This is a genomic window from Nonomuraea sp. NPDC047529 (genome assembly GCF_040642995.1).
GTDB lineage: Bacteria > Actinomycetota > Actinomycetes > Streptosporangiales > Streptosporangiaceae > Nonomuraea.
In genome coordinates, this window is the sequence record NZ_JBEYTJ010000009.1 from 284,482 (window position 1) to 305,319 (window position 20,838).

The window sequence follows — 20,838 nt, forward strand, 5'->3', positions numbered from 1 at the left end:
CCTCACTGGTGATGGCCTTCCAGTATGACGATGTCGTCCCGGTGAATCAGCTCGCGTTCATATTCCGGACCGAGCGTGCTGGCCAGCTCTCTCGTGGAGCGTCCGAGCAGCCCGGGGATCTCGGCGGCGTCGAAGTTGACCAGGCCGCGCGCCACCACCCCGCCCTGCGGAGCACACAGGTCGACGGGGTCGCCCGCGGCGAACTCGCCCTCCACGGACGTCACGCCGGCGGGCAGCAGCGACTTGCGGCGGCCCACGATCGCCTCGACCGCCCCCTGGTCGAGGTGCAGCCGGCCGCGCCCGGTGGTGGCGTGGGCGAGCCACAGCAGCCGCGTGCCGGGGTGCCGGCCGCCGGGGTGGAAGTAGGTGCCGATGTCGGCCCCGGCGAGCGCCTGGGCTGCGTGGGCGGCGGCGGTGAGCACGACCGGCACGCCCGCGCCCGTGGCGATCCTGGCCGCCTGGACCTTGGTCACCATGCCGCCGGTGCCGACCGCCGCGCCGTTCCTGCCCAGCTCGACGCCGACCAGGTCCTCGGGGCCGCGGACCTCGGCCAGCCGGCGCGAGCCCGCCCGGCTCGGCGGGCCGTCGTAGAGGGCGTCGACGTCGGACAGCAGCACCAGCGCGTCGGCGTGGGTCAGATGGGAGACCAGCGCCGCGAGCCGGTCGTTGTCGCCGAACCTGATCTCGTCGGTCGCGACCGTGTCGTTCTCGTTGACGATCGGCACGATGCCCAGCTCCAGCAGCCGGGCCAGGGTGCGCTGGGCGTTGGCGTGGTGGGCGCGGCGCATCATGTCGTCGGCGGTCAGCAGCACCTGGCCGACGCGCAGGCCGTAGCGGGCGAAGGAGGAGGTGTAGCGCGCGACCAGCACCCCCTGGCCGACGGAGGCGGCCGCCTGCTGGGTGGCCAGGTCGCGTGGTCGCGCCGACAACCCCAGCGGGCCGAGGCCCGCCGCGATCGCTCCCGACGAGACCAGCACGATCTGCGTCCCGGCACGCCGCCGCGCCGCCAGGACGTCGACGAGGGCGTCAACCCGGTCGACGTCGATCATGCCCTGGGGGGTGGTGAGCGAGGAGGAGCCGACCTTGACGACGACCCTCGACGCTGAGCTGATCTGTTCCCGCACGCCTGGCAGCCTATCCGAGCCCGCCCCCCACCCCAGGCCCCCTTCACCCCAGGCAGAACCCCACGACCGACCGCCCCCACGACCGACCGCCCACACCACCACGGTCCGACCGCCACTGCACCGCCGCCCCGCAGCGGGACCGCCACCGGACGGCGGCGCGACCACCAGGCGGCTGTCAACCTCAGACGGCCGTCCGAGCCACGCCGCTGTCTACCCCAGACGGCCGTCCAAGCCGCGCCGCTGTCTACCCCAGACGGTTGTCCGAGCCACGCGGCCCCTGCCGCACCGACTCCGCGCTGAGCGTCGGCTGCCAGTCGAAGACGTACCCGCCCTCCATCGGCCCGATGACCACCTCGGCCCCGGCCTTGGCGCCCGCCTTGACCAGTTCTTCTTCCACACCGAGCCGTTCGAGCCGATCGGCCAGGTAACCGACGGCCTCGTCGTTGCTGAAGTCGGTCTGCCGGATCCACCGCTCCGGCTTCTCACCGGTGACCTGGAACATGTTCTCGTTGACCCGCCGCACCTTGAACCCGGCCTCACCGAGCTGCTTGGGCCTGATCACCAGTCGGGTGGGCTCCTCGACCGGCTTGTTGGCCCTGGCCGCCGCCACCCACTCGCCCATCGCGTACGTGAGCTCCCGCAGTCCGTCGTGCGTGGCCGCCGAGATGACGAAGACCTGCAGCCCCCGCTCCTCGAACTCGGCCCTGACCATGTCGGCCAGCTCCCGCGCGTCGGGCACGTCGGCCTTGTTCAGCACGATCATCCGCGGCCGGTCCTCAAGCTTCCCGTACGCCCGCAGCTCGGCCTCGATCACCTCGTAGTCGCTGATCGGGTCGCGCCCCGGCTCCATGGTCGCGCAGTCGATGACGTGCACGAGCATGTCGCAACGCTCGACATGGCGGAGGAACTCGTGCCCGAGCCCCTTGCCCTGCGAGGCCCCCGGGATCAGGCCGGGCACGTCGGCGACGGTGAACACGTTCTCGCCGGCCGTCACGACCCCCAGGTTGGGGATGAGCGTGGTGAACGGGTAGTCCGCGATCTTCGGCTTGGCCGCGCTCAGCGCCGCGATCAGCGACGACTTGCCCGCGCTGGGGAACCCGACCAGCGCCACGTCGGCGACGCTCTTGAGCTCCAGCATGACGTCGAGCCCGTCACCGGGCTCCCCGAGCAGCGCGAACCCGGGCGCCTTGCGCCTGGATGTGGCCAGCGCGGCGTTGCCGAGCCCGCCGTGGCCGCCCTGGGCGATGACGTACCGGGTGCCGGCTCCCACGAGGTCCACCAGCACCTCACCCGTGCCGGCGTCCTTCACCACGGTCCCGTTCGGGACGACGAGGATCACGTCGTCGCCGTTGGCGCCGTCGCGGTTGGAGCCCTGCCCCTGCTTGCCGTTGTCGGCGCTGCGGTGGGGACGGCGGTGGTAGTCCAGCAGCGTCGCGGTGTTGGGATCGACCTCAAGGATCACGTCGCCACCGCGGCCGCCGTTCCCTCCGTCGGGGCCGCCGAGCGGCTTGAACTTCTCCCGGTGGATGGAGGCACACCCGTTCCCCCCGTCACCGGCCTTGACGTGCAGGACCACCTGGTCCACGAAGTCCGGCATCCAGCTCTCCTCCATCAGCCCACCAGGGCATACAAGATCAACTACAACAGGGCGCCCCCGCAGGGCCCCAGAAAACGCCTAAGGGGTGGATCGACAGGCGATCCACCCCTTGAAGCAACACCGAAGCGAAGCTGATTACTCCGCGACGGGAACGATGCTGACGGCGCGACGACCGCGCTTGACGCCGAACTGCACGTGGCCGGCGGCCAGCGCGAACAGCGTGTCATCGCCACCGCGGCCGACGTTGTCGCCGGGGTGGAAGTGGGTGCCGCGCTGGCGAACGATGATCTCGCCCGCGTTCACCAGCTGGCCGCCGAAGCGCTTGACGCCCAGGCGCTGAGCATTGGAGTCACGGCCGTTCCGGGTGGACGACGCGCCCTTCTTGTGTGCCATCTCTCAAACTCCCGATCAGGCCTGGTCGATACCGGTGATCTTCACCTGGGTGTACCGCTGACGGTGACCCTGGCGCTTCTTGTAACCGGTCTTGTTCTTGTACTTGAGAATGCGGATCTTCGGGCCCTTGGTCTCACCGAGGATCTCGGCGTTGACCGTGAACTTGCCCGCCTCGGTGGTCACATCGCCGTCGTTGACGACGAGCACCGTCGGCAGCGTAACCGAAGAGCCGACCTCGCCGGCGACCTTGTCCACCTCGAGGACGTCACCGACGGAGACCTTCTGCTGCCTGCCGCCGCAACGAACGATCGCGTACACCGCGGAACCCTTCTACTGACTCGCTGTTGACCTCAGCCGCCCCGCATCGAGGCGGCCGCCGAATGCTGCGCCTATCATTCGGCCTGTCTCAAACCGACGAACCGAGTAAGCGCGCCAACAGGGCACGTCACCTGACGCACCGATTCACCAGGGTACCGCTTTACGGTGCCCTAGGCGAACCGGACGGATCGTCGGAAGCCTGCCGAAGCTACTCGGCGGACTTGGCTCGGCGGGAGCGTCGCCGCCCTCTGCCGGAAGTCTGGCTGGCCTGGTCGTCCTCAGCCGGGACGTCATCAAGCGCACCGGTCACGGTATCACGGCTGGCGGAGTCCTTGGCCGCGGAAACCTTGTCCGAGACCGCCTTCTCGATCGCCATCTTGCCCTGCGTACCACGCGGCTCGGGCTTGGCCTCGACCGGCTCGGTCGAGACGATCAGCCCACGCCCGTTGCAGCACTCACAAGGCGTCGAGAACGCCTCCAGCAGCCCCTGGCCGACCCGCTTACGCGTCATCTGCACCAGGCCCAGGGAAGTCACCTCGGCGACCTGGTGCTTGGTCCTGTCGCGCGCCAGGCACTCCAGCAGCCGCCGCAGCACCAGGTCGCGGTTGGACTCCAGCACCATGTCGATGAAGTCGATCACGATGATGCCGCCGATGTCCCGCAGCCGCAGCTGGCGCACGATCTCCTCAGCCGCCTCCAGGTTGTTCCTGGTGACGGTCTCCTCGAGGTTGCCGCCCTGGCCGGTGAACTTGCCGGTGTTGACGTCGACGACGGTCATCGCCTCGGTACGGTCGATCACCAGCGAGCCGCCGCTCGGCAGCCACACCTTGCGCTCCAGCGCCTTGCCCAGCTGCTCGTCGATCCGGTACGACTCGAACACGTCGCCCTGCCCGGTGTCCCAGCGCGACAGGCGCTCGGCCAGGTGCGGCGCGACGTACTTGACGTACTCGTCGACGGTGTCCCAGGCGTCCTCGCCCTGCACGACCAGCGAGGTGAAGTCCTCGTTGAACACGTCGCGCACGACCCGGATGGTCAGGTCGGGCTCGGCCGACAGCAGCTCGGGCGGGCTGGCCGACTTGGCCTTCTTCTGGATGTTCTCCCACTGGGCCGACAGCCGGGCCACGTCGCGGGCCAGCTCGTCCTCGGAGGCGCCCTCGGCAGCGGTACGGACGATCACACCGGCGTTCTCCGGCATGACCTTCTTGAGGATGCTCTTGAGCCGGGTGCGTTCCTTGTCGGGCAGCTTGCGGCTGATGCCGGTCATCGACCCGTCCGGCACGTACACCAGGTAACGGCCGGGCAGGCTGATCTGCGAGGTGAGCCGGGCGCCCTTGTGGCCGATCGGGTCCTTGGTGACCTGCACCAGCACCGACTGGCCGGACTTCAGCGCCGCCTCGATCCGCTTGGGCTGTCCCTCCAGCCCGGCGGTGTCGAAGTTCACCTCACCGGCGTACAGGACGGCGTTGCGCCCCTTGCCGATGTCCACGAACGCGGCCTCCATCGACGGCAGCACGTTCTGGACCTTGCCCAGGTAGACGTTGCCGACGTAGGACTGGCTGGCCTCGCGGTTGACGTAGTGCTCGACGAGCACGCCGTCCTCGAGGACCGCGATCTGCGTACGGTCGCCGTGGCGGCGCACCACCATCATGCGGTCGACGGACTCACGGCGAGCCAGGAACTCCGACTCCGTGATGATCGGCGGACGCCTGCGGCCGAGCTCGCGCCCCTCGCGGCGGCGCTGCTTCTTGGCCTCCAGGCGGGTCGAGCCGCGCACGCTCTGCACGCCGTCGGTGGCGGTCACCAGGGAGGCGGCGCGGCCGGAACGCGGCGCGCGGATGCGCACCACCGTGTTCGGCGGGTCGTCGCTGGAGGGCTCCAGGGTCTCCTCGGTGCCGCGGCGGCGACGACGGCGACGACGGCGAGAGCCGGCGGCCTCTTCCTCCTGGCCCTCCTCGCCCTGGTCCTCGTCGGCCTCCTCGTCGCCTTCCTCGCCTTCCTCGCCCTCGTCACGCTCGCGCGACTTGCCACGGCCCCTGCCTCCGCGGCGGCGGCGGCGACGGCGACCGCCGCCCTCCTCCTCCTGCTCGTCGGAGGTGTCGATCTCGCCCTCGTCCTCGACGAGGGTCTCGTCGACGAGCTCCTCGACCTCCTCGGGCTCCGGCTCGGGCTCGGGCCGCCGGATCACCGCGGGCTTGCCCTGGGTGGGGTCGGGGGCCTGGAACAGCGGCGCGAAGATGGCCGCGGGACGCTGGAACGCCGTGCCCGGCTCGTCCGTCCTGCGCGCGCTCAGCCCGAAGGGGTCGGCGAGCAGGCTCGGCCGGTCGACCTCCTCGTCGAGGTCCTCACCGGCGGGCTCGTCGTCGAGCGGCTCGTCCTCGGGCAGGATCTCCAGGATGTCCTCGTCGGCCGCCTCGGCGGCCTCGGGCACGGTGACGGCCACCTCGACGTCGGAGGGCGTCGCGACGACCTCGACGTCGGCGCCCGCCGGCGCCTCCACGACGACCTCTTCGGCCTTCTTCCGCGTACGCCGCCGCTTCGGCGCCTCGGCCTCCTCCTCCGGGAGCGCTCCCGCGACCTCCGGCTCGGCCTTCTTCGTTGTACGGCGGCGCGTCGTGGTCGCGGTGGACCGTGTGCGCGTGGCCCTCTTGGGCTTCTCCTCGAGCATGTCGGCGGCGTCGACCACGGCGTCAGCCACGGCCGCCTCGACCGCACTGGCCACCTCGCCGGCTTCGGCCGGACCGCCCGCGTACGCCAGGCTCTCGGCCTCCGGGCTCTGCAGCACGGGCGCCACGACCGGCTCGGCCGCGCCGGCCGTCCGCTCGGCGGCTTCCCGCCGGTCGACGACGGGCGCCACGACGGGCTCGGCCGACGTGCCGGCCTGCGACGCGGCAGGGCTCTCGGCCTGCTGCGGAGCCGGCTCCTCAGGCACGACGGCTCCGGACGCGACACCTTCGGGCGTACCGGCCGCAAGGGCACCGGCTCCAGCCGCGGCGCCCTCGGGCGCGCCGGGCTGTGCCTGAACGCCCTGGGCGGCTCCGGCCTCGGCTGCGGGCGCCGCCGCGCGGGCTCGGGTTCTCCTGCCGCGCCCCGCGTCGGGGGCGGGCTCACCGGCCGCGCGCTGCACGGCGTTGGTCTGCACCGGTTGCACGTCGGCAACCGACGGCGCGGCCTGTGCGGCCGCGACCGTGATCGGGGCGGCGGCGGCCGGCTCCTCCGGCAGCTCCGGCGGGGGACCCGCCGGGCGGCTCGCGGAGCGGCGGCGCCTGGTCACCTTGGGCTGTTCAGTTGTCTCCCCGTCAGGGCCAGTGGCCCCGGCGTTGGGCTCATTGTCGAGCATGCGGGCGCTCTCCCGTCAGCTCCCGGGCGCGTCGCCGCGCCGCGCAGGAGCCATCGTGTCTCGTTGTCCGCCCCCGCCTCCGGGAAGGAGGCGCGGGCGCCAAGTCCTGTCAGCGGTGGCGCCCCGCTCACGCAGGGCACCTCCTTAGCCGACGACGTGCTCACCCGCCGGTCCCGCCTCGCCGCCGCGCGTCGTCTCGCGGTCAGGGCCGAGCGGGTCGGCAAGCGCACCGGTACCGGCGTCGAGCGGCCCCTGCGCCAGCCTGGTCACCTCGGGGGGGACCGGCGGCGCGAAGTCGGCCACAAGGCGCAGCCCTGTGAGCACATCATCGGGTCGAACGGCAGGCGTCATGTGCCGAACAACCATGCGCAGTATGACACACGTCTGTCCTGGCACCTGAGCTGCAGTTCTGTCTGTTCCCTCGGACACCACGAGCCCCAGGACGGCCTCCCGCGCGTCGAAGCGCCGGGGACCCTTCTTGGTGAGGCGCTCGACCTCCACGGTGCCCGCCGCGAGGAATTTCTCCACCGCCACTTGGGCGAGCTCGCGGTCGGCGCCGGGCAGGCGTACCTCCCAGTCGGAGACCTCCAGTCGGTCGGCCAGCCCCCCTGGGCCCGCCTCCACGACGTCGACCACATCGAGACCGGGCGGCAGCGACGCGTCCAGGCTGGACTTGACCTGCTCGGGGTCACACAACGTGGTGACACCGATCTCGAGGTATTCGGCCTCGCTGGCGACGCCGGTCGGCGCTGCGCCCGCGTAGGAGATCTTCGGGTGGGGCGAGAAGCCCGCGCTGTAGGCCACCGGAATACCGGCACGACGAACCGCCCTCTCGACGGCCCGCGAGATGTCGCGGTGACTGGTGAAGCGCAGGCGGCCGCGCTTGGCGTAACGCACGCGAAGGCGCTGCACCGTAGGCGCGGGCGGAGGCCCGTCGGGAACAGGTTTCAGAGCTTTGCGTCCTTCCCTTGTAAGAGTTCCTTCTCCCAGGATAAGCCGCCGCGACACGTGTCCGTGTACGCCGTGACACGGCTCGCCCACTGAGCGCGCTAGACCACGGTGAGAGGAAGGAGCTTGCGCCCTGTCGGGCCTATCTGGATCTCGGTGCCCATGGTGGGACAGACCCCGCAGTCGTAGCACGGGGTCCAGCGGCAGTCTTCGACCTCACCGCCGGACACGGCCTCCTGCCAGTCCTGCCACAGCCATTCGCGGTCGAGCCCGGCGTCGAGGTGGTCCCACGGAAGCACCTCGTTCTCGGCCCGCTCGCGGGTGGTGTACCAGTCGACGTCGACGCCCGCCTTCTCGGCGGCCTGCATCCACCTGTCGTAGGAGAAGTGCTCGCTCCAGCCGTCGAACCGGCCGCCGTCCTCCCAGACGGCCCTGATCACCGCGCCGACCCTGCGGTCGCCCCGCGAGAGCAGGCCCTCCACGATGGACGGTTTGCCGTCGTGGTAGCGGAAGCCGATGGCCCGGCCGTACTGCTTGTCGCCGCGCAGCGAGTCGCGCAGCGCCTTGAGCCGCCTGTCGACGGTCTCGTGGTCGGCCTGCCCGGCCCACTGGAACGGGGTGTGCGGCTTGGGCACGAACCCGCCGATGGAGACGGTGCAGCGGATGTCACGGCTGCCGGTGGCCTCGCGACCCGCCTGGATGACCTTCTTGGCCAGGTCGGCGATGCCGAGCACGTCTTCGTCCTGCTCGGTGGGCAGGCCGCACATGAAGTAGAGCTTCACCTGCCGCCAGCCCTGCGAGTAGGCGGTGGTGACCGTGCGGATGAGGTCTTCCTCGGTGACCATCTTGTTGATCACCTTGCGCATGCGCTCGGAGCCGCCCTCGGGGGCGAACGTGAGACCCGAGCGCCTGCCGTTCCTGGAGAACTCGTTGGCCAGGTCGATGTTGAACGCGTCGACCCTGGTCGAGGGCAGGGACAGCGAGGTGTTGGTGCCTTCGTAGCGGTCGGCCAGGCCCTTGGCGACCTCGCCGATCTCGGAGTGGTCGGCCGAGGACAGCGACAGCAGGCCGACCTCGTTGAAGCCGGACTCCTTGATGCCGTTGTCCACCATGGCGCCGATCGTGGTGATCGACCGCTCCCGCACCGGACGGGTGATCATGCCCGCCTGGCAGAAGCGGCACCCGCGCGTGCAGCCGCGGAAGATCTCCACGCTGAACCGCTCGTGCACCGTCTCGGCCAGCGGCACCAGCGGCTTCTTCGGATAGGGCCACTCGTCGAGGTCCATCACCGTGTGCTTGTGCACCCGCCACGGCACCTCGGACCTGTTGGGCGCGACCCGCTTGATGCGCCCGTCGGGGTGGTAGTCGACGTCGTAGAACTTCGGCACGTAGACGCCACCGGACTCGGCGAGCCGCATCAGCAGCTCGTCGCGCCCGCCGGGACGCCCCTCGGCCTTCCACTCACGGATGACCTCGGAGATGGCGATCGAGATCTGCTCGCCGTCGCCGAGCACGGCCGCGTCGAGGAAGTCGGCGATCGGCTCGGGGTTGAAGGCCGCGTGACCGCCGGCGAGCACGATCGGGTCGTCCTCACCCCGGTCGACGGCCCTGAGCGGGATCCCGGCGAGATCGAGCGCGGTCAGCATGTTGGTGTAGCCCAGCTCGGTCGAGAACGACAGGCCGAGCACGTCGAAGGCGCGCACCGGCCGGTGCGCGTCGACGGTGAACTGCGGCACGCCCTCGGCCCGCATGAGCGCCTCAAGGTCCGGCCAGACCGCGTAGGTGCGCTCGGCCAGGGTGCGGGGCAGCTCGTTGAGGATCTCGTAGAGAATCGCCACGCCCTGATTGGGCAGCCCGACCTCGTAGGCGTCCGGGTACATCAGCGCCCACCGTACGTCGGCGGAGTCCCAGTCCTTGACGGTCGAGTTGAGCTCACCCCCGACGTACTGGATGGGCTTCTGCACCTTGGGCAGCAGCGCTTCCAGGCGGTGGAATATCGACTCGACAGGCATACCTTCCAGGGTAGCGGCGCGCGGACGGTGACAGGTCCGGCCGGACGCCAACGCGCCGGTCGGACGGCCCGCGCCTTCTTCTAGCTGAACGACTGCCGCCGCACCCTGATGGCCAGAAGCAGCCCGACCGCCATGAGATTCGCGAACGTGGCGGTGCCGCCGTACGACACGAAGGGCAGCGGCAGTCCGGTGATCGGCATGATCCCGATCGTCATCCCGACATTGATGAACGTCTGGAACGCGAACCAGCACACGATCATGCCCGCGACCAGCGTGCCGAACCGGTCGTCGCAGTGCCGGGCGACCTTCAGCCCGCGCAGCAGCACCACGCCGAGCAGCAGCACCACGGTGACCGACCCGATGAACCCGAACTCCTCCCCCGCCACCGTGAAGATGAAGTCGGTGTGCTGCTCGGGCACGAACCGGCCGGTCGTCTGCCCGCCGCCGAAGAGCCCCTTGCCCAGCAGCTGCCCCGAGCCGATCGCGATCAGCGACTGCGTGCTGTTGTAGCCCACCCCGCGCGGATCCACCTTCGGATCGACGAACGCGGTGAACCGCGCCACCTGGTACGGCTCCAGCAGGTTGAAGTAGAACACGCTGAACACCCCGGCCGCCGCCACGAGCACCAGCGCCACGATCCACCGCTTGCGCACGCCCCCGATCACCAGCCCCGCCGCCGTGATCACGGCGAGCACGAGCGCGGTGCCGAGGTCGGGCTGCAGCATCACCAGCCCCATCGTGATGCCCGCCGCGATCAGGGCCAGCGTGATGTCCAGGCCGCGCGGCCGGTCGCTGCCCTCGGCGGGCTGGGCCAGCAGCATCGCGATGATCAGCAGCAGCCCGACCTTGGCGAACTCCGACGGCTGCACCGCGAACCCGCCCCCGAGCAGGATCCACGAGTGCGACCCGTTGATCGTCGCCCCCAGCGGCGTGATCACCAGCGCCAGGCCCACCAGCGACACCAGGAACACCAACGGCGCGTACGCCCGCATCGCCCGATGGTCCACCATCGCCACCACGGCGCACAGCGTCACGCCGATGACCTCGTTGAGCAGGTGTTTCTTCACCAGCCCGGTGGCCCCGGGCGCCCACGTGCGGGTCGAGGACCACACCAGCAGGGTGCCGATCAGGCACAGGCCGGCCACGGCGACGAGCATCAGCCCGTCCATGCGCCGCACCACCGAGTGCTCGCCGATCGCCCGCTGGATGAGCGAGGGCCGCCGCTGCGCCATGGCGCGCGTCATTGGTGGATCACCGTCCCGTCCGGCGCGAACTTCGGCAGCTTGGTCGGCAGCCTGCCCCCGGGCACCGCGGCAGGCTCGCCCTTGAAGCCGTAGATGCCCTCGTAGATCTCACGTGCGGCCGGCGCCGCGGTCGAGGCGCCCATGCCGCCCTGCGACACCATGACGACCACCACGAACTGCGGATTGTTGGTAGGCGCGAACGACGCGAACCACGAGGTGTCCTTCTTGCCCCACACCTCCGCGGTACCGGTCTTGCCGCCGATGCGCACCTTGTCCATGGGGAAGCCGGTGAACGCCCCTGCCGCGGTGCCGTCGGAGGGCACCTGGCTCAGCGCGTTCTTGATGTAGAGGCGTTCCTTGTCGCTGATCGGCAGTTTTCCGACCACCGGCACGTCGATGGTCTTGACCACCTTGCCGTCCGGCCGCACCTGCGCCCACCCGATGCGCGGGCTGCGGACCTTGCCGTCGCTCACCAGCGCCATGTAGGCCCGCGCGAGCTGCATCGGCGTCACCAGGACGTCGCCCTGCCCGATGGCGAAGTTGGCCGAGTCACCGGGACGCAGCAGGAAACCCTCGGTGCAGTTCTCCAGCGCCAGGCGTTTGAGGAAGTCGGCCCGCGCCCGGTCCTTCTCCTCCGGATACCCCTTGCGTGACCGCTCGCAGCTCGTCGCGCTGGTCCGGTTCCACATGTCCTTCTTCCAGGCCCGGTCGGGGATGCGCCCGGAGGACTCGCCCGGCAGGTCGACCCCGGTCGCATGGCCGAACCCGAAAGCCCTGGCGGTGTTGGCGAACACTTCCTTCGTACGCTTCTTCGGGTTGCGCCCGCCGTCCTTCAGGTACTGCTCGTACGCCGCCCGGTAGAAGATCGTGTCGCACGACTTGACCAGCGCCGTGTGCAGGTTCATCTGCCCGAGGCCGATCCCCCGGAAGTTGCTGAAGGACCGGTCGCCCACCATGTACGCCCCAGGGCAGTCGTACGTGCCGTTGATCGGATACCCGGCCCGCAACATCGCCGACACCGACGACACCTTGAACGTCGAACCGGGCGCGAACTGCCCGTTGATCGCCCGCGACACCAGCGGCTTGCCTGACTTGTCCGACAGCAGCCATTGGTAACCCTTGGCCGAGATGCCCCCGGCCCAGATCTCCGGGTCGTACCCGGGTGCGCTGGCCACCGACACGACCCGCCCGGAACGCGCGTCCAGGACCACCGCGGCGCCGCCGTCCGCCCCCGGCGCGCTCTGCATCGCGTGCGCGAGCGCCTTCTCCGTCACCGCCTGCACCCGCGCGTCGATGCTGGTCACCAGATGGTCTCCGGCGACCGGCTGCACCTGCTCCTCGACCCCGAGTGCCTTGCCCATCCGGTCGACCTGCACCCTGCGCAGCCCCGACTTGCCGCGCAGCGCGTCGTCGTAGACGTACTCGATGCCGTCGCGCCCCGCCAGGTCGACGCCGGAGAAACTGGCCTTGAGCCCTTCGCGCTTCTCCAGCTCCGCCTCGGTCACCGGCTGCAGGTAACCCAGCATCTGCGCCCCGGCCCGGCCCCCCGGGTACTGCCGGACGGAATGGATCTCGGCGGTGACCCCGGGGAACTCCTCCTGCCGCTCCAGGATCTGCAACGCCTCGCGCGTGTCCACCTTCTCGTCCAGCGGAACCGGCTGGTACGGCGACCCCGTCCAGCACGGCTTGCCCACCCCCGGACCGCACGGCGTGATGCGCTGCCGCAGGTCCTTGACCGGCCGGTCGAGCACCGCGGAGAGCCTGCGCAGCACGCTCATCCCCCCGCCCGGCATCCTGTTCAGCTTCGTCCTGTCCACGGACACGACCAGCGCCGTCCTGTTGCGCACCAGCGGACGCCCCGAGGAGTCGAGGATCTGCCCCCGCACCGCGGGCACGATCACCGTGCGCGTCCTGGTCTCCATCGCCCTGGTCACGAACTCCTGGCCGCGCACCACCTGCACCTGCCACAGCCGTACGGCCAGCACGACGAGCAGCACCACCACCAGGACGTGCAGCACCAGCAATCTGGCACGCATGCGGATCATGTCGAATACCTCGGCTGTCTCCCCCGGGTGGCCAGCCAGATCACCACCGGCGCCACGATGAGCGTGTAGAGAACGGTGACGGGCACCTGCTGGGTCAAGGTCGACAGCGACACCCGCGGATCGGAGATCAGCCCGGCCACCCCGACGGCCACCAGAGGCGCGACCAGCACGCACAGCACGACGGTCGTCGCCGGCCCGCCCGCGCCGCGCCCCGCCACGTAACCCACCACCGCCAGCACGAACGCGTACTGGCCCATCAGATGCGCCGTCGGCGGCATGAGGTCCACCAGCAGCCCCGAGAAGAATCCGACCATCGCCCCCGCCACCGGCCCACGGTCCAGCGCCACGCCCACCACCGCCAGCAGCACCAGATCAGGCGCGCCGCCCGCCGGCAACGGCAGCCGGTTGACCAGCATGACCTGCGCCAGCACCGCCAGCACCACGACCATCGCCCCGATCACCGCGCCTCCGTCCCCGCCGAAAGCAGCACGCCACTCATCCCCCGATCACCACATCAGCAGCGGCCCCGTCGGAGGCCGTGCCGTCGCCGGTCACCGCGCGCCCTCCTTGGCCGGCAGCACCGCGTCACGCGGGTCCCGCTTGGGTCCTTCGACGACCACCCCGACCACGTCGAGCGCCGTCAGGTCGGCGAACGGCCTCGCGTAGGCGATCCGGGTCAGCTCCCCGGGCGTGGACTCGACGCGTTCGATCACCCCGATCGGCACCCCCGGCACGTACGGCCGCCCGTTCTTGGAGCCGAAGCTGACGATGCGGCCGCCCCGCTCCATCGGCGCCGTCGAGTCGAGCAGCCTGAACTGCACGAGCCGTCCGTTCTCGCCCACGCCGTGCACCACGCCGATCTCCTGCCCGCCCTCCAACCGCCCCCCGGCGGCCGAGGCGGGATCGCTGAGCAGCACCACGGTCGAGGTGGTGGCCGAGGCCTGGATGACCCGGCCGACCAGCCCGTCACCGTTGAGCACCGTCATGTCGGTACGCACCCCGTCGCCCGTGCCCACGTCGATCTGCACGCTGTCCTCGAAGCCCGGCTGCCCGCGCCTGGCCACCACGTTGGCCGTGACCACCTTGTAGCCGCCGGTGCCCGAAAGGCCGAGCAGCTTCTTGAGCTCCGCCGACCGGGTGGCGTCGAGCGTGCTGGAGGACAGACCGGCACGCAGCCTGGCGTTCTCCGCCTGGAGCTGCTCGATGTGCCGCTGCGCGCTGGGCGCGCTGGCCAGGGCGTGCAGGAAGCCGCCGACGGGACGCACCACGCCTCCGCCGAACCGCTCCGCCGCGCCGAACACCCAGGATCCCGCCGAGCGCAGCGGGCGCAGCGGTGAGCTGTCGCCCGCACGATGGTCGATGGTCAGGACGACCAGCGCCGCCATCAGCAGCACTCCCAGGATCAGCCGGGCCCGGCGCGAGTCTCTCATCAGTGCCGCGACTCCGGAACCAGGACCTGCTGCAGGGCCTCGAACTCCTCCGCGCACTTGCCCGACCCGATGGCGACCGAGTCGAGGGCGTTCTCCACCAGGTGGACGGGCATGCCGGTCTCGGCCTTGACCCGCTCGTCGAGGCCCTTGAGCAGGGCGCCGCCGCCGGTCAGGGCGATCCCGCGGTCCATGATGTCGCCCGACAGCTCGGGCGGGCACTTGTCGAGGGTGGTCTTCACCGCGTCGACGATCGCGTTGACCGGCTCCTCGGTGGCCTTGCGGATCTCCTCGCTCGACACGATGATCGTCTTGGGCAGCCCGCTGATCAGATCGCGCCCGCGCACCTCGGCGTGGGACTCCTCACCGTTGGGGCAGGCCGAGCCGATCGCCATCTTGATCTCCTCGGCGGTGCGCTCGCCGAGCATCAGCGAGAACTCCTTCTTGGCGAACGTGATCACTGCCTGGTCGAGCTCGTCGCCGCCGATCCTGATCGACTGGCTGGTGACCACGCCGCCCATCGAGATGATGGCCACCTCGGTGGTGCCGCCGCCGATGTCGACCACCATGTTCCCGGTGGGTTCGTGCACCGGGAGCCCGGCCCCGATGGCGGCGGCCATCGGCTCCTCGACGATGTAGACCTTCCTTGCGCCTGCCTGGTAGCCGGCTTCCTTCACCGCGCGCTGCTCGACGCTGGTGATGCCGCTCGGCACGGCGATGATGATGCGTGGCTTGGCGAAATGGCGTCGTCTGTGCACTCGTTGGATGAAGTAGCGCAACATCCGTTCGGTGACGTCGAAGTCGGCGATCACGCCGTCCTTCAGCGGGCGGACCGCGACGATGTTGCCGGGCGTACGACCGATCATTCGCTTGGCCTCGATGCCCACCGCCACGATCTTGCCTGTGGTGGTGTTGATCGCTACGACTGACGGCTCATTGAGCACGATGCCCCGACCACGCACGTATACCAACGTGTTGGCGGTGCCCAGATCGACCGCCATGTCACGGCCGAGAAACGCGAGCTTGCTGCCCATGGGGAACGGAGCCCTCCGTATCGTCGTTCGCGAATGACTACGGATCGAATTCGAATCGTAACGTGACGTACCCACCAGTGAGCGCAATGAGCCCTCGCGCTCCACAAAAATCTCCAGCCCCTACCTCAACCTGGATTTTGCCCGAATTGCACCCACACGACCGGATCAACTACGTCAGCGCCTGCCAGACTTGGAACGCTACAACGTGCCGCCGACAAAAAGACGCGCCCGCACGGCGTGAAGCCGGCGGGCGCGTGGGTGAAGCTGACTGCTAGAAGCGGTCGGGGAAGAAGATCTTGATCTCCCTGGCCGCGGACTCGGGCGAGTCGGAGCCGTGGACGACGTTCTCGCCGATCTCCAGGGCGTGGTCGCCGCGGATCGTGCCGGGGGCGGACTTGACCGGGTCGGTGGCGCCGGCGAGCGTGCGGAAGGCCTCGATGGCGCGCGGGCCCTCAAGGACCATGGCCACGAGCGGCGCCGACGTGATGAAGTCGACCAGCTCGCCGAAGAACGGCCTCTCGGCGTGCTCGGCGTAGTGCGTCTTGGCGGTGTCGGCGTCGAGGGTGCGCAGGTCCATCGCCACGACCTTGAGGCCCTTGCGCTCCACGCGGGCGATCACGTCACCGATGAGGCCACGCTTCACCCCGTCGGGCTTGATCAGGACAAGAGTGCGCTCGGACACGTGTGGTTCTCCTTTGAACAGATTCGGGTCGCGGCTACAGGCGCCTGGCCTGACCACGAGGGCGCTCGCGGGGCACGGGCCCTCGCGTCGCCATAGCCGTCGCTCAGCTTACCGTCCACGCCCCCACCCTCGACGCCACAGGCACGACGCGCGCGGGCGAGGAGTGTCAGGACCGCCCGGCCACCACAGGTGCGAGGCAGGCGACCTGACACGCGCACGCCAGGCCCTCAGGACCGCTCGCCGTCCTCGGGCGAGGGTGACTGCGGCGGCACCGCGGGAACGGGCTCGCCCGGCTCGTCCTCCTCAGGCGCGGGAGAACCTTCGGGAACGACCGATCCCCACGTCCTGACCGGCTCCTCCGCCGCCGCCTCGCTGCCCCGGCCGGCCCCGACCGCGACCTCTGCCAGTTCGCCGCCGGACGGCGGTTCCTCCTCCCTGGACGGCCGCCGCCCCATCACCGCCGCCAGCACGATGACGCCCACCAGCAGGAACCCGCCGATCAACGCCCACCAGTGCAACGCGCCCACGAAGCTGTCGACCAGTTCCTGGCGCGACCCGACGCCCTCCAGCATCCACATCTGCACGCCGGTGCCCAGCAGGTAGCCCGCGAGCACCCCCGCGAAGCACAACGACAACCCGAACGCGGCCGCCCCGATCCCGACCTCGCCGAGCGTGGCCGTCACCGCGACCGTCGCCCCCACCGCCAGCAGCGTGAACGGCACCGCCAGCACGAGCCCGTCGGCCGACGGCACGACCAGCCGCACCGAGCACAGGCCGACCACCATCGCCAACAGCCCGAGCGGCGCCGCGAACCGGCCCACGCCCTTCGCGAACATCCGCACGCCCACCCCGGCGACGACCGCGAGCACCGCCGCCACGCCGAACGGCGTCCACAGCCCGCGCAGCCCCGGCCCGCCCAGACCGCCCATCTCCACCAGCGTGACCTGCGCCGTGCTCGGCAGCAGCACCACCCCGACAGCCACCATCGTGTACGCGTACGTGCGGTTCTCCGACCGCCCGATCGAGCCGAGCGCCAGCAGCCCGGCGATCGCCAGCCCGGCCAGCAGGATCACCGGGACGACCCCCCACCCCGCGCTCGCCGTGCTGATCGCCACGACCGCGATGCCCGCCGCGGGCACCGCCGCGAGCAGCAGCCGGCTGCACTCCCGGGCGTCCGGCGCGGGCGCGGGCCATCGCCCGGCGAGCCTCCAGACCACCAGGTACGCCGCCGCCAGCGCCAGCCCGACCCCGGTGGCCATCGGGTAGGGCTGCAACGTGACCTTCCAGCTCGTCACGTCGACCAGCGGCCAGAGCGCGAACGCCTGAGCCTCCAGCAGGCTGACGCCGAACACCCCGGCCCACAGACCCCGCAACGCGGGTGTACGGTCCCAGACCGCCACCAGCGTGGCCGGGACGATCAGGCCGCCACCAATGCCGCGCAGCACGCGTACGACACCGACGACCAGTTCGGAAGCCGCGTATCCGCCCGCCGCGTCGGCCACCGCCACCAGCGCGAGCCCCGCGACCAGCACGTGGGCCACCTTCATCCGCCGTAACGCGACGGCCGCGAGCGGCACGGTCAGCATCAGGGCGGGCAGCGCCAGCCCGTGCGTACGACTCAGCCCGATCTGGTCGAACTCACCCGGCAGCAGGTCGGCGACCACGGACAACGTGTTGGGGATCGCGACGATCGCCAACGGCAGCGCCACGAGGACGAGCAGCCCGAGCACCACGTCGAGCAGCCATGAACGTCTGAGGCCAGCCGAATGCGGCGACCGTTGATTTGGGGGGACGGCCATGTAGGCCGACTTTAGCGGGAAGTCACGCCCTCGACACGGCGAGCGACGATAATCGCGGTGATCCACAGTGCGGCGAAGATCGCGCCGAGGAAGAACATGGTGGACACGACGAAGCCCGTGGCGATCGCCAGCACCTGGACGACACTGCCCATGACGTACCCGAAGGGCCGTTTGAGCAGGCCCGCGGCGACCACGCACAGCACCGCGAGCCCGATGCCCACGGTGACGGCGAGCGCGGGGGCGACACCGCCCACGGTGATCGCGACCGGCGTGACGAGCCCGGCCACGATGGCCTCCATGCCGAGCACGCTCGCGCCGAGCCTGCGCATGCCCGGCGTAACCTCGAAATTCATCTCACACCATCCGCCTTCAGCAGATGCCGGGCATCTCCCGCCGTAACCACCGAACCGGTGATGAGCACCCCGGTCCCGCTGAACTCCCCTTCGGCATCGGCGATGCCGATGCCCCTGTCGATGGCCTCGTCGAGCCGCTCGACGACGTGCACGCGGTCCTCACCGAACAGCGGCACGGCCAGCGCGGCGAGCTCCTGCGCCGACAACGACCTGGGCGATGAGTTGGTCGTCACCACGATCTCGTCGACCATCGGCTCCAGCAGGTCCAGCAGGGTCTCGACGTCCTTGTCACGCATGACCGCGACCACGCCGATCACCTTGGCGAAGTCGAACGCCTCGTGCAGCGCCTCCAGACTCGCCTCCAGCCCGCCGGGGTTGTGCGCGGCGTCGATCACCACCGTGGGGGTGCGCCGCACGACCTCCAACCGGCCGGGCGAGGCCGCCTGAGCGAACGCCTGGCGTACCAGATCGACGTCGAGGGGGTCGTCGCCGCCGGTCAGCGCCTCGACGGCGGCCAGCGCGCAGACCGCGTTGCTGGCCTGGTAACTGCCGTAGAGCGGCAGGTAGACCTCGTCGTAGACGCCCTTGAGCCCGCGCAGCGTGAGCAGCTGCCCGCCCATCGCCATCTCTCGGCCGAGCACGCCGAACTCCAGCCCCTCGCGCGCCACCACCGCGCCGACCTCGGCCGCACGCCGCATCAGCACCTCGGCCGCGCCCAGCTCCTGCTGAGCGAGCACGGTCGTGGCACCCGGCTTGATGATCCCGGCCTTCTCCCCGGCGATGCTCGGGATGTCAGGCCCCAGACGATCCATGTGATCGAGGGAGATGGGCGTGATGACCGACACCAGCCCGTTCGCGACGTTCGTCGCGTCCCACGACCCGCCCATGCCCGCCTCGATCACCGCGACGTCGACCGGCGTGTCGGCGAACGCCGCGAACGCCATGGCCGTCAGCAGCTCGAAGAACTGGATGCGCCGGTGCCCCTGCGCGTCGGCCAGCTCGACGTAGGGCAGGATCTCCTCGTAGACCTCGGCGAAGCGCTCCTCGCTCAGCGGCTCACCGTCGACCGTGATGCGCTCGCGCACGGTGACGAGGTGCGGGCTGGTGAACCGCCCCACCCTCAGGTTGCGCTCCCGCAGCAGCGCCTCGGTCAGCCGCGCCGTGCTCGTCTTGCCGTTGGTGCCGGCGATGTGTATGACCGGGTACGCCCGCTGAGGCGAGCCGAGCAGGTCCAGGAGGGCGGCGACCCTGTCGAGCGTCGGCTCGAAATCCCACTCGACGCCCCGCTCCAGGATGGCGCGTTCAACCGCACGATAATCCACCCCTCAACCCTACTGACCACGCGAAGCGCTCTGGACGCGGGGCAAACATATCGTGAATCGTATAGAAAATTGGAGGGTACTCACCTCTCCCGGCGGGTGCCACCTTGGAGAACAGCCTGCTCTACCCCCCAGCAGGCGCTTTCAAGGAGGCCATCGTGGAAGGCGAGAACACTCGCGAGGAAAGGCAGCGCGGAATCACCAGAAAAGCGCTGTTCAAAGCGGCTCTCATAGCGACACCGGTCCCGTTCCTGATCGGCGAGGTGCCGGCCCTGGCCCGCACCATGGTCGGGAGCGGCCAGGAGCTTGAGCCCACCCCGTTCTGCGACGACGGCGACGATCTGACGATCTCGCAGACCGAGGGCCCCTACTTCAAGCCGAACTCCCCCCAGCGCTCGACCCTCCCCGGCTCGGGGACTCCGCTGACGGTGAGCGGATACGTGTTCGGCACCTCCTGTCAGCCGCTGGCGAACGTGCTGCTCGACTTCTGGCAGGCGGACACCAACGGCAACTACGACAACGTCACGTACAACTTCCGTGGGCACCAGTACACGAACGCCCAGGGCGCCTACAAGCTCACCACCATCGTGCCCGGCCTCTACCCCGGTCGTACCAGGCACATCCACGTCAAGGCGCAGGCTCCTGGCCGAGGGATCCTCACCACGCAGCTCTACTTCCCCGGCGAGCCGCGCAACAACACCGACTCGATCTACGACCCGAGACTCCTCATGAACGTCCGTCCAGTCGGCACGGGGAAGGAGGCGACGTTCGACTTCGTGCTGAACGTCCAGGGCGTGCCCCCCACGCAGACGCCTACCCCCACGCCCACGACGAGCCCGCCTCCGGGCGGCGGAACCTGGAAGGTTGGGGTGACCTACCAGGCGGGTGACCAGGTGACGTACGGCGGGCAGACGTACCGGTGCCTGCAGGGGCACACGTCACAGGCCGGCTGGGAGCCGTCCAACGTCCCGGCCCTGTGGCAGCGCGTCTGACCCCACTGGTCCCCGAACGCAAAAAAGGGCCACCCCGGCTGCTGGGGGTGGCCCTCGTTCGTGCTTCCATGCCACAGAACGCAAAGAAGGCCCCACACAACCGTGTGGGGCCTTCTTTGAAAGATTGTCCGGCGGTGACCTACTCTCCCACACCCTCCCGAGTGCAGTACCATCGGCGCAGAGAAGCTTAACTTCCGGGTTCGGAATGTAACCG

The 20,838-nt window shown here is 70.2% G+C and carries 17 protein-coding genes and 1 rRNA gene; 1 reads left to right on the top strand and 17 read right to left on the bottom strand.

The genetic code is table 11. The annotated features are described in order from the left end of the window. Window positions 1–2: 2 nt before the first annotated feature. The 16 genes from proB to ABZ815_RS17600 all read right to left on the bottom strand — a co-directional run bounded on the left by proB (window position 3) and on the right by ABZ815_RS17600 (window position 19,635). On the bottom strand, window positions 3–1,124 hold the full coding sequence (gene proB / locus ABZ815_RS17525) for a glutamate 5-kinase (protein ID WP_357698909.1): 1,122 nt from the start codon (window positions 1,122–1,124) through the stop codon (window positions 3–5). Between the two features lie 244 nt (window positions 1,125–1,368). Continuing rightward, a complete protein-coding gene (gene obgE, locus ABZ815_RS17530; protein ID WP_357698911.1) occupies window positions 1,369–2,721 on the bottom strand; it encodes a GTPase ObgE in 1,353 nt (450 codons plus the stop codon). 135 nt (window positions 2,722–2,856) lie between these two features. Further along, window positions 2,857–3,114 (bottom strand): 50S ribosomal protein L27, encoded by a 258-nt coding sequence (gene rpmA, locus ABZ815_RS17535; protein WP_012893687.1) that lies wholly within the window; start codon window positions 3,112–3,114, stop codon window positions 2,857–2,859. Between the two features lie 15 nt (window positions 3,115–3,129). Continuing rightward, complete coding sequence (gene rplU / locus ABZ815_RS17540) at window positions 3,130–3,432, bottom strand: 50S ribosomal protein L21 (RefSeq protein WP_357698913.1); 303 nt, start codon at window positions 3,430–3,432, stop codon at window positions 3,130–3,132. Window positions 3,433–3,640: 208 nt separating this feature from the next. Then, a complete protein-coding gene (locus ABZ815_RS17545) occupies window positions 3,641–6,769 on the bottom strand; it encodes an Rne/Rng family ribonuclease (RefSeq protein WP_357698915.1) in 3,129 nt (1,042 codons plus the stop codon). A 144-nt stretch (window positions 6,770–6,913) separates the two neighbouring features. Then, window positions 6,914–7,666, bottom strand: a complete 753-nt coding sequence (locus tag ABZ815_RS17550) for a TIGR03936 family radical SAM-associated protein (protein ID WP_357698917.1) — start codon at window positions 7,664–7,666, stop codon at window positions 6,914–6,916. 152 nt (window positions 7,667–7,818) lie between these two features. Further along, complete coding sequence (locus ABZ815_RS17555) at window positions 7,819–9,729, bottom strand: TIGR03960 family B12-binding radical SAM protein (protein ID WP_357698919.1); 1,911 nt, start codon at window positions 9,727–9,729, stop codon at window positions 7,819–7,821. A gap of 80 nt (window positions 9,730–9,809) precedes the next feature. Next, a complete protein-coding gene (rodA, locus tag ABZ815_RS17560; protein WP_357698921.1) occupies window positions 9,810–10,973 on the bottom strand; it encodes a rod shape-determining protein RodA in 1,164 nt (387 codons plus the stop codon). Continuing rightward, window positions 10,970–13,018, bottom strand: a complete 2,049-nt coding sequence (gene mrdA, locus ABZ815_RS17565; RefSeq protein ID WP_357698922.1) for a penicillin-binding protein 2 — start codon at window positions 13,016–13,018, stop codon at window positions 10,970–10,972. Before mrdA ends, rodA begins: the two co-directional genes overlap by 4 nt. Beyond that, a complete protein-coding gene (gene mreD, locus ABZ815_RS17570; protein ID WP_357698924.1) occupies window positions 13,015–13,479 on the bottom strand; it encodes a rod shape-determining protein MreD in 465 nt (154 codons plus the stop codon). Before mreD ends, mrdA begins: the two co-directional genes overlap by 4 nt. A 90-nt stretch (window positions 13,480–13,569) precedes the next feature. Further along, window positions 13,570–14,448 carry a rod shape-determining protein MreC gene (gene mreC, locus ABZ815_RS17575; protein ID WP_357698926.1) on the bottom strand — a complete coding sequence of 293 codons (879 nt, stop codon included), beginning with the start codon at window positions 14,446–14,448 and terminating at the stop codon, window positions 13,570–13,572. Then, window positions 14,448–15,479: a rod shape-determining protein gene (locus ABZ815_RS17580; RefSeq protein ID WP_352358052.1), complete on the bottom strand. Its 1,032-nt coding sequence runs from the start codon at window positions 15,477–15,479 to the stop codon at window positions 14,448–14,450. Before ABZ815_RS17580 ends, mreC begins: the two co-directional genes overlap by 1 nt. A gap of 271 nt (window positions 15,480–15,750) precedes the next feature. Next, window positions 15,751–16,161, bottom strand: coding sequence for a nucleoside-diphosphate kinase (gene ndk, locus ABZ815_RS17585; RefSeq protein ID WP_357698928.1), 411 nt, complete (start codon window positions 16,159–16,161; stop codon window positions 15,751–15,753). A 227-nt stretch (window positions 16,162–16,388) separates the two neighbouring features. Beyond that, on the bottom strand, window positions 16,389–17,894 hold the full coding sequence (locus tag ABZ815_RS17590) for a hypothetical protein (protein WP_357698930.1): 1,506 nt from the start codon (window positions 17,892–17,894) through the stop codon (window positions 16,389–16,391). 77 nt (window positions 17,895–17,971) lie between these two features. Then, the gene (locus tag ABZ815_RS17595; protein ID WP_357698931.1) at window positions 17,972–18,313 is read right to left on the bottom strand and encodes a DUF4233 domain-containing protein; all 342 of its coding nucleotides are present in this window, start codon (window positions 18,311–18,313) and stop codon (window positions 17,972–17,974) included. Further along, entirely contained in the window at window positions 18,310–19,635 is a 1,326-nt protein-coding gene (locus ABZ815_RS17600; RefSeq protein WP_357698933.1) for a folylpolyglutamate synthase/dihydrofolate synthase family protein, read from the bottom strand. Before ABZ815_RS17600 ends, ABZ815_RS17595 begins: the two co-directional genes overlap by 4 nt. A gap of 155 nt (window positions 19,636–19,790) precedes the next feature. On the opposite strand from ABZ815_RS17600, the gene ABZ815_RS17605 reads away from it, so the two are divergent. After that, window positions 19,791–20,624: a carbohydrate-binding protein gene (locus ABZ815_RS17605; protein WP_357698935.1), complete on the top strand. Its 834-nt coding sequence runs from the start codon at window positions 19,791–19,793 to the stop codon at window positions 20,622–20,624. A 126-nt stretch (window positions 20,625–20,750) separates the two neighbouring features. Here ABZ815_RS17605 and rrf read toward each other — a convergent pair. Then, window positions 20,751–20,838 (bottom strand): 5S ribosomal RNA (gene rrf, locus ABZ815_RS17610); the annotation flags it as partial.